General features: G+C 38.9%; 2 protein-coding genes. Both read right to left on the bottom strand.

Features of this window, described 5'->3' with window-relative positions; translation table 11 throughout:
• Positions 1–215 precede the first annotated feature (215 nt).
• Entirely contained in the window at positions 216–437 is a 222-nt protein-coding gene (locus CWB98_RS23395; protein WP_138546970.1) for a lysozyme, read from the bottom strand.
• A 9-nt stretch (positions 438–446) separates the two neighbouring features.
• Positions 447–1338, bottom strand: an 892-nt coding sequence (locus CWB98_RS24110; protein WP_171045747.1) for a hypothetical protein, incomplete at its 5' end; no start/stop codon positions are given.

Here is a 1338-nt window from a genome sequence, read left to right as displayed (position 1 = left end):
CATTTAAAGCGCGTTTTGATTCGGGGAAATCAATAGCTTGAGCATTCAAGCTCAAACTGAAAGTTGTTGTAACTAACCCCGTGATTATTAATGGTTTATACATTTCATTCATGCCATGATTTAATTTTATAAAAGGTTTTTAAATCGTGCTTTTTGCTGGTTGTTTTAAATCTTGAGTGTTTAAGGGTTTTGCTTTCTTATTTTATTGGTCAGCGCTAATTATCTCCTTTATATAAGTGATAAATAATGATCGAAAGTAAAATTTTTATAATGCGGCGGATGCCGACTTTAGCATCTATACTGACCTTAAACACAGCCTCTAGTACTTTTTCTTCTCTAAGGTTAAAGCCGACGCCAATGGTCGGAATGCCTTTTGAGTCGATATAGATAGTTGTGACTGCGCTTTCATGGTTTTTAATTTCGGTGAATAAACTCATTTTAATCTTCTAATCTTTATTTAACTTATAAGAACATACCGGAGTAGCACCGTAGGTGTTTTTTGAACTGATATATCCTGAAAATTCAGCAATTGAAAACCAGTTTCTATCATTTAGATCTGGTATATTCTTGAAACTTATCCCCTCGGAATAGGTCGGGTAAGCTTTACCTTGATAACTTAAAATACGGCCGCTACCACTCAAATAGCCTTTACTCTCTCCCTGTTGAAGTACTATATAACCACTTAAAAACCCATACATTTTGGCTTGCTGTATCTGTTGTTTTTTTGTCATGCTTTCCCATTCTTGAGTTCGCTGTTTTAACACGCTCAGAACATCCACATCATCGCCACCTTCATCCTTACTAGCGGGTCTACAACTTTGAGATGGTAATAACCTTCGAATAACATGCTCTTTTTTACCATCATTATTGGCATCAAAAAATGCTTCAGCTAGTCGGAAGTAGCCTAGCTGATAATCTCTTTCTCTCTCAGGCCAAGCTTGCTCCCAAGTTTGTCTGCCGCGGTATATCAGTTGGTCAATTTCTTTAATTCTTTCCCCTTCGATAGGGGTAAACACCAACTCTTTAATGACAGGGTTAGGTAAGATAGGTAATTTACAGGACAGTAATTCATCCCACGGGCTTCGGTTAAGCTCAGCCAAAAAGGCTTCACACAACCCATTATCCAAATGATTTCTGGAGAGTTTAAAACGTGGCAGGTGCAGCTTATTACCGGCATGATGTTGTGTGTATGTTTTGGTTGCTGGCTGCTTAGTAATTTCAGCGTTCTGTTTGGGCTCAGCTATAGCACGCGTGAGTCGCTGAACGCTGTCTGCTCTGACTTTGGTCGAAAAAAGCTGAACAGATAGTGTGTAAGCGGCGAGCGCAGCCTCTTTATTT

Source organism: Pseudoalteromonas rubra (assembly GCF_005887115.1).
Taxonomy (GTDB): domain Bacteria; phylum Pseudomonadota; class Gammaproteobacteria; order Enterobacterales; family Alteromonadaceae; genus Pseudoalteromonas; species Pseudoalteromonas rubra_F.
This window is presented reverse-complemented; position numbering and strand designations above follow the sequence as displayed.